The sequence below is a fragment of the Nocardia cyriacigeorgica genome (assembly GCF_010858045.1).
In the GTDB taxonomy this organism is placed as follows: Bacteria; Actinomycetota; Actinomycetes; order Mycobacteriales; family Mycobacteriaceae; genus Nocardia; species Nocardia cyriacigeorgica_E.
The window spans coordinates 123,752-131,118 of the sequence record NZ_JAAGVC010000012.1 but is presented as its reverse complement, the minus strand read 5'-3'; the positions used below and the strand labels follow the sequence as shown (position 1 = coordinate 131,118).

The window sequence follows — 7,367 nt, the reverse complement described above, 5'->3', positions numbered from 1 at the left end:
TGCAATCAGAAGAATTAACCAGAGTCCGAAAACCTTGGCAAAACAAAACGCCAGCAAAAAGATTTGCTGACTAAATGTCCGACCCCAACACACGGGGGTATGCGAGGCCGGAACCAATAAATTATTGGCACTGACATTCATCGACACACTATTGAGTTCTCAAAGAACAGGCGCACACACATCCGCTCCAGGTTCTAGCTGGGGCTTCTGTGAGGCAACTTTTCTATCTTAGCCAGTCCATGACTCGGAGTCAAACACCGGCTGGACCTGCTTCGTCAGGCGCTCCTCGTCCTACCTCGTTTCCCAGGCCCTGTGGGCTCCGGGTCGGTGTCCGTGTCGCTCTGACGTTGAATAAGTTACGCGGCGGAGAACACCACGTCAAATCGCCACGTCAGCGGGCTGTTCATGCAGGTCAGGGGCGTGCGAATGGGCCGGAAAACGGCCTGAATCACATGGATGTGACTCAGGCCACCAAGATCAATTTCCGGCCGCCCGCAGTACGCCGGCGAAGTTGCGCTTGCCACGACGCAACACCAGCCACCGTTCGTGCAGGTAGTCCCCCGCTTCGGGGGTCCACTCGATATCGGTGACGCGCTCGTTGTTCACCGAGGCGCCGCCCTCGTTCACCGCGCGGCGGGCCGCACCGCGGCTTTCGCACAGTCCGGAGGCCACCAGCAGGTCGACGATCGTGTTCGGCTGGCCGGGGACGACCTCGGCGACGGTGCCGTCGACGGCGGCCTCGCGCAGCGCCGCCGCGAGGGTCGGTTCGTCGAGTTCGCGCAGGTCGGCACGACCGAACAGGGCCTGGCTGGCCAGCTGCACCGAGCGGGTGTGCTCGGGGCCGTGCACCAGGTCGGTCATCTCGGCGGCCAGCCGGCGCTGCGCTTCCCTGGCATGCGGACGTTCGGCGGTGGCCTGTTCCAGCTCGGCCAGTTCCTCGCGGTCGAGGAAGGTGAACCAGCGCAGGTAGCGGATGACGTCGGCGTCGGCGGTGTTCACGAAGTACTGGTACCAGGCGTAGGGGCTGGTCATCTCCGGATCGAGCCACAGGCTGCCGCCGCCGGTGGACTTGCCGAACTTCTTACCGTCGGCCGAGGTCACCAGCGGGACGGTGAGGGCGTGCACGTGCGCGCCGTCGACGCGGCGGTTGAGCTCGACACCCGCGATGATGTTGCCCCACTGGTCCGAGCCGCCGACTTGCAGCACACAGCCATGGTTGCGGCGCAGCTGTAGGTAGTCGTTGGCCTGCAACAGCATGTAGCTGAACTCGGTGTAGGAGATGCCCTCACCGTCGAGCCTGCGTTTGACGGTGTCGCGGGCGAGCATGACGTTGACCGAGAAGTGCTTGCCGATATCGCGCAGGAAGTTCACGGCCGAGAGCTGACCGGTCCAGTCCATGTTGTTGACGATCATCGCGCCGGTCGGCGAATCGTCGATGTCGACGAAACGTTCGAGCTGCGAGCGGATGCGCCCGGCCCATTCGGCGACGGTGTCGGCGGAGTTCATCGTGCGTTCGCCCACGTCACGCGGATCACCGATGAGCCCGGTGGCGCCGCCGGCCAGCACGATCGGCCGATGACCGGCCCGCTGGAAACGCTTCAACGCCAGCAGCGGCACTAGATGACCGGCGTGCAGGCTGGCCGCGGTGGGGTCGAACCCCGCGTACAGGCTCTGCGGGCCCTCGGCCAGCGCGGCGCGCAGGGCGTCGAGGTCGGTGGACTGCGCGATCAAGCCGCGCCAGGTCAGTTCGTCGATGATGTGGCCGCTCACGCCGTCTCATCTTTCCGTACGGCGGTCCAGCACCGATGCGCAGGTCCCGGGGCAAATCCGTGACCTGCGCGTCACTCGGCGAAGCGACCGGGACGGCGACGGCCACCTGGTACGACGCCCGAGGGCATCGCGACCAGATGGCCGTCGGACCGATCAGCGCCAACCCGACACATGATCGATCGCCGAAAGCACGACACGGCGATCGGTGGTTACCGATCGCCGGTCGTGCTCAGGGTCGGGTCATCGCGAGACTGCGGTGCGCAGGTCGGCGATGGTGGCGCGGCGCTCATAGGCGATCCAGGCGAAGATCGCGGCCAGCACCAGCGGGAAGATCGACATCTCGGGAGCGTCGGCGATGAAGGCCTGGGTGGCGGCGGCCAGCACGGTGAGCACGGACAGGCCCGCGGCGGCCAGGGCGCTCAGCTTCGGCACCATCAGCCCGATACCACCGGCGACCTCGACCACGCCGATGAAGATCAGCAGTCCGATCGGGATGGTCAGGTTCTCCGGGGCGTTGTCCACCAGCGACTGCGGCATCACGAGCTTCGGGCCGCCGGAGGCGATGATGAAGAACAGGCCGAGCACGATCTGCAAGGTCCACAGGACGCGGTTGCGAATGGTGCCGGGGCGGTGGGCGACGGCGGGGGCGGTGGTGGCGATGTTGGCGGTCATGTCGTTTCCTTCTGGTCGTGCGCGCCGGGTTGGTAGCGCGTTCACCAGAGAAGACGGGGACCTCTCGCGGAATTCATCGCATCGGCCGAGAAATTTTTTTCCGGCCCTCTCGCCGTGTGTTGTCCGAGGTCAGGCACTGCGTTCCGCGCGGGGAGCGCGCGGACTGCGCCGATAGGCCGAAACCGCAGGGGAATCGGGTAGCCACAATCGCCACGGGCGGTCGGCGGCCAGGCTCACACCGACTCTCGGGCCGACGGCGATCGCGGCCGGATCCAGCGCCGGGCCGAGCTCGAGCCGGATCGGCGATTCCGGGTCGAACAACCGGGTTCCGTAGTCGTCCAAGGTGATTCCGAGTGCGCTGCCGAGATTCCCTGGCCCACGCGCGAGGTCGTGCCCGTTGCGGGCGGCGGCGCGGCGGGTGCGGGCCACGTCCTCGCCGGCGACCACCTCACCGGAGCGGATCAGCACGGCGCTGGCCACACCGTCGGGGCCGCTGGTGACGTTGACGCAGGTGTGCATGCCGTAGCTGAGATAGACATACAGCACGCCCGGCGGGCCGAACATCACGGCATTGCGCGGGGTGCGGCCCCGCCCGGAGTGCGCTGCCGGATCGTGCCACGGCCCCGCCGGATCACCCCCGTACGCTTCGACCTCGACAATGCGCACGCCCACCGGGCCCGACCACAGCGTCGCGCCGAGCACTCGACGCGCGGCCGCCAGCGGTTCGACGGCAAGTTCCTCGGCACTCACCCCTCGGATTCTCCCAGCCGAGTGGAATCGGCTCGCGCACAGACCCGATGTCGGGGTCGCGTCAGGGTGGAAACGGGGCCGCTGTCAGGGACGTTCCCGGATGTGCCGACCGGCGGGTAATCCCTAGCGTCAGATTATGTTTCGCAGGTCGCGGGCGGTGCGCCGTCTGATCATCACCGTCGTTTCGGCACTCTCGGTCGCGGCACTCGCCATAGGAGGCGGCGTCACGCTCGTGTATCAGCGGGCCGATGTCTCGACGGTCGGCAGCGTGGACTTCACCGACGAGTTGCCGATCCCGCCGTTGGCCGATTCCCGGATCGCGGCCGACGGCGCCCGTGTGTTCGACCTGCAGATGCAGGCCGGTCGCACGGAGTTCCGGCCGGGCCGCTTCACCGAGACCTGGGGATTCAACGGCGACTACCTCGGCCCCACGTTGCGTGCGGCGCGCGGTGAGACAGTGCGGGTCCGGGTGCGCAATGCGCTGCCGGATGCGTCGACAGTGCACTGGCACGGCATGCATCTGCCCGCGGCGATGGACGGCGGCCCGCATCAGATGGTCGCGCCCGGCGCCGAATGGACGCCGCAGTGGACGGTCGATCAACCAGCGGCGACACTGTGGTACCACCCGCATCCGCACGGTGAAACAGAATCGCATGTGCGGCGCGGACTGGCAGGCATGTTCATCCTCGACGACCCGGCGGCCACCGCGACGCTGCCGCGCACCTATGGTGTGGACGACCTGCCGATCATCGTCCAGGACGTGAAATTCCGCGGCGACGAGTTCGACGGCAGCCACGCGATGTTCCGTGACGTGGGGTTTCTGGGAGATCAGACCATGGTCAACGGCTCGCTCACGCCGTACCGCGTGGTCGGCGACGAGCTGGTGCGGCTTCGCCTGCTCAACGCCTCCACCGCGCGCACCTACACTTTCGGTTTCTCCGACGATCGCCCATTCGCGCTCATCGGTACCGACGGCGGGCTGCTGGAACGGCCGGCCGAGCTGAACCGGATCCGGCTGTCGCCGGGTGAGCGGGCCGAGATCGTCGTCCGATTCGAGCCGGGCGCGTCCGCCGTCCTGCGCAGCTATCCGCTCGATGCCGGCCTGAGTTTCTGGACCCAGCGCTTCAGCGGCGGCGACGACACGTTCGACCTCATGGAATTCCGGGCTGCCGCCACCTTGCGGCCCTCACCCCCACTGCCGGCCACCCTCATGCCGCCCGGCCGAATCGACGTGGCGGGTGCAACCGAGCGTGCGTTCGACCTCAGTTTCGGTTCCATCAACGGACAGGCGATGGCGATGGACCGCGTCGATTTCGCGGTGACGCGCGGCAGCACCGAGATCTGGACGATCCGCAATATCGACGGGATGCCGCACAACTTCCACGTCCACGATGTGCAGTTCCGGGTGCTCGAACGCGACGGGGCGCCGCCGCCGGTGGACCTGTCGGGTCCCAAGGACACCGTGTTCCTGCCGCCGGGTGGTTCGGTGCGGCTGGCCTTGCGCTTCGACGGACCGGCCGACCCGGAGACACCGTACATGTATCACTGCCATCTGCTCTGGCATGAGGACACCGGAATGATGGGCCAGTTCGTCGTCGTGGAGCCGGGTGGTGTGGCCGGCACGCCGCCGGTGCACGGGCATTGACCGGCGCCCATTGCGCTTGCGCGAGCAGCGGCGCAGAATTCATCACATAGTGAATTCAACACTCGATGAATTGAGGCGGCCATGTCGCAGATCCCGTCATCGCCTGCCGTCGAAGTAGACGGCCTCACCGTTCGCCGCGGCGGACGCGACGTGCTGCACAACGTGTCACTCACCATTCCGCGCGGGTCGATCACCGGGCTGCTCGGGCCGTCGGGATGCGGGAAGACCACGCTGATGCGCAGCATCGTCGGCACCCAGATCGTCGCCGCCGGTGACATCAAGGCGCTCGGCCTGCCCGCCGGATCGGCCGCGTTGCGCAAGCGCATCGGGTACGTCACCCAATCGCCGAGCATCTATTCCGATATCAGCGTGCGCGATAACGTCGCCTACTTCGCCGCGCTGTACGGCGCCGATCGCGGCGATATCGACGAAGCGCTCGGGGCGGTTGGCCTGCTGGACCACCAGTATCAACGCGGCGACGAACTGTCCGGTGGGCAACGCACCCGCGCTTCGCTGGCCTGCGCATTGGTGGCCGCGCCGGAACTGCTCGTGCTCGACGAACCGACCGTCGGGCTGGATCCGGTGTTGCGGGTCGACCTGTGGAAGCAGTTCCGTGAGCTGGCCGCGGGCGGCACCACCCTGCTGGTGTCCAGCCACGTCATGGACGAGGCCGAGCATTGCGATCGGCTGTTGCTCATGCGCGAGGGCAACCTGCTGGCCCAGCTCAGTCCGGACGAACTGCGGGCCGACACCGGCGAACAAAATCTCGAACAGGCCTTCCTGAGCCTGATCACGATGGGAAAGACAGCATGAGCACCGTCGTCGACCGCGTCCCGGCCCGCCGGAAGACGCTGCGCCCGTACCTGGCGACCACCACCCGCATTCTGCGGCAACTGCGCAACGACCACCGCACGGTGGCGATGATCCTCGTCGTACCCGCCCTGCTGATGACGTTGCTGTACTTCATCTACAAAGACACCCCGAAGGCGCCGAACCAAGCCACCACGCTGTTCGACCGGGTCGGCATCAGCATGCTCGGCATCCTGCCGTTCATCGTGATGTTCCTGATCACCGCGATCGCCATGCAGCGCGAACGCACCTCGGGCACGCTGGAGCGGCTGCTCACTACCCCGCTGTCGAAACTCGATCTACTCGGCGGTTACGGCACCGCGTTCTCCTCGGCGGCCGCGGCGCAAGCGGTGACGGCCTGCCTGGTGTCGTTCGGGTTGCTCGGACTCGACGCGGCGGGCAGCCCCGGCTGGGTGGTGCTGATCGCGGTGCTCGACGCGGTGCTCGGGGTCGCGCTCGGGCTGCTGGCCAGCGCGTTCGCTCGCACGGAATTCCAGGCGGTGCAGTTCATGCCGGTGGTGGTGGCGCCGCAGATCTTCCTGTGCGGGCTGCTGGTGCCGCGCGATCAGCTGCCGGGCTGGCTGGAGGCGATCAGCAATGTGATGCCGCTCAGCTATGCGGTCGACGCGTTGCAGCAGGTGTCGGTCCACCCCGAACCCACCGGCGCGATGTGGCGGGATCTGGCGATCGTGGCCGGATTCGCGGTGGTGGCATTGATTCTCGGAGCGGCGACACTGCGGCGGCGTACCCCGTGAGCGCGGCGACACCAGGAAGTGGTGCCGCGCGAACGCGCCGCGAGCGTCCCGCCGATACGCGCGGGACAGCCAACACGACGCGGACCGGACGCAGGCCGGGCCGATCCGGCGCGAAGCAGGCCATCCTCGAGGCGGCCCGCGCGCGCTTTGCCGACACCGGATTCGACAAGACCTCGATCCGGGCGATCGCCGCCGACGCCGGCGTCGATCCGGCGCTGGTCCATCACTATTTCGGCACCAAACAGCAATTGTTCGCCGCGGTGGTGCAGTTCCCGGTCGATCCCGAGATCATTCTGCGTGCCATGGACGACACGCCGCTGGATCAGCTCGGCGACTCCCTGGTGCGGACCGCGGTGGGGATCTGGGATTCCCCGGCCGGGGCCGGCGTCATCGCGGTGGTGCGCAGCTTCCTCGGTGGCAGCGGGCCGGAGCTCACCCGCACCTTCCTCATGGAGGTCATCCTCGAGCGCATCCGTGCCCGGATCGCGACTCCCGACGACGACGGCAGGGTGCGGGCGAATCTCGCCGCGTCACAGATGGTCGGGATTCTGGTCGCACGCAAGATCGCGATGCTGGAACCGATAGCGACGATGCCGCTGCCCGAGTTGGTTGCCCTGGTGGGGCCGACGGTGCAGCGCTATCTCACCGGGGAGCTCGGCGCCGATCGTCCGGCCGTCGGTGCGCCCGGGATTCAGGATTCGGCGAACTGAGCGCTGAACTTCTCGTGCTCGGCGTCATCGACGTCGCGGGCCTCGTCGATGAGCAGCACCGGGATGCCGTTGTCGATCGGGTAGGCGCGGCGCAGGCGCGGGTTGTAGAGCACGCTCGCGCCCTCACCCGTGCGCACCAGATGCAGCGGACCCTTGTCCTGCGGGCAGGCGAGCAGGCTGAGCAGGGTGGGGTCGACGGTGGTTTCCTCCGGCATG

8 protein-coding genes are annotated in these 7,367 nt (G+C 67.4%); 4 read left to right on the top strand and 4 right to left on the bottom strand.

The window, feature by feature from the left end:
* Nucleotides 1-477: 477 nt before the first annotated feature.
* From tyrS to GV790_RS14225, 3 genes are all read right to left on the bottom strand, one after another.
* The gene (gene tyrS / locus GV790_RS14235; protein ID WP_163813816.1) at nucleotides 478-1,770 is read right to left on the bottom strand and encodes a tyrosine--tRNA ligase; all 1,293 of its coding nucleotides are present in this window, start codon (nucleotides 1,768-1,770) and stop codon (nucleotides 478-480) included.
* 240 nt (nucleotides 1,771-2,010) lie between these two features.
* Complete coding sequence (locus GV790_RS14230) at nucleotides 2,011-2,442, bottom strand: DoxX family protein (protein WP_163813815.1); 432 nt, start codon at nucleotides 2,440-2,442, stop codon at nucleotides 2,011-2,013.
* Nucleotides 2,443-2,571: 129 nt separating this feature from the next.
* On the bottom strand, nucleotides 2,572-3,201 hold the full coding sequence (locus GV790_RS14225; RefSeq protein ID WP_175585894.1) for a DNA-3-methyladenine glycosylase: 630 nt from the start codon (nucleotides 3,199-3,201) through the stop codon (nucleotides 2,572-2,574).
* Nucleotides 3,202-3,328: 127 nt separating this feature from the next.
* Here GV790_RS14225 and GV790_RS14220 point away from each other — a divergent pair, with 127 nt between their 5' ends.
* The 4 genes from GV790_RS14220 to GV790_RS14205 all read left to right on the top strand — a co-directional run bounded on the left by GV790_RS14220 (nucleotide 3,329) and on the right by GV790_RS14205 (nucleotide 7,151).
* Nucleotides 3,329-4,837 carry a multicopper oxidase family protein gene (locus GV790_RS14220; RefSeq protein WP_163813813.1) on the top strand — a complete coding sequence of 503 codons (1,509 nt, stop codon included), beginning with the start codon at nucleotides 3,329-3,331 and terminating at the stop codon, nucleotides 4,835-4,837.
* Between the two features lie 81 nt (nucleotides 4,838-4,918).
* Nucleotides 4,919-5,650, top strand: coding sequence for an ABC transporter ATP-binding protein (locus tag GV790_RS14215; protein ID WP_163813812.1), 732 nt, complete (start codon nucleotides 4,919-4,921; stop codon nucleotides 5,648-5,650).
* Nucleotides 5,647-6,441, top strand: coding sequence for an ABC transporter permease (locus tag GV790_RS14210; protein ID WP_163813811.1), 795 nt, complete (start codon nucleotides 5,647-5,649; stop codon nucleotides 6,439-6,441). The genes GV790_RS14215 and GV790_RS14210 overlap by 4 nt, the downstream gene beginning before the upstream one ends.
* Nucleotides 6,438-7,151 (top strand): TetR/AcrR family transcriptional regulator, encoded by a 714-nt coding sequence (locus GV790_RS14205; RefSeq protein ID WP_163813810.1) that lies wholly within the window; start codon nucleotides 6,438-6,440, stop codon nucleotides 7,149-7,151. Before GV790_RS14210 ends, GV790_RS14205 begins: the two co-directional genes overlap by 4 nt.
* Here the strand turns inward: GV790_RS14205 and GV790_RS14200 are convergent.
* Nucleotides 7,133-7,366: a Trm112 family protein gene (locus tag GV790_RS14200; RefSeq protein WP_163813809.1), complete on the bottom strand. Its 234-nt coding sequence runs from the start codon at nucleotides 7,364-7,366 to the stop codon at nucleotides 7,133-7,135. The two genes, GV790_RS14205 and GV790_RS14200, sit on opposite strands and share 19 nt — an antisense overlap.
* Nucleotide 7,367: the final 1 nt, after the last annotated feature.

Bases quoted from the DNA above. Each gene is read 5' to 3' on its own strand.
- GV790_RS14200 (WP_163813809.1), bottom strand. From the start codon at position 7,366: ATGCCGGAGGAAACCACCGTCGACCCCACCCTGCTCAGCCTGCTCGCC.
- GV790_RS14210 (WP_163813811.1), top strand. From the start codon at position 5,647: ATGAGCACCGTCGTCGACCGCGTCCCGGCCCGCCGGAAGACGCTGCGC.
- GV790_RS14230 (WP_163813815.1), bottom strand. From the start codon at position 2,442: ATGACCGCCAACATCGCCACCACCGCCCCCGCCGTCGCCCACCGCCCC.
- GV790_RS14220 (WP_163813813.1), top strand. From the start codon at position 3,329: ATGTTTCGCAGGTCGCGGGCGGTGCGCCGTCTGATCATCACCGTCGTT.
- GV790_RS14215 (WP_163813812.1), top strand. From the start codon at position 4,919: ATGTCGCAGATCCCGTCATCGCCTGCCGTCGAAGTAGACGGCCTCACC.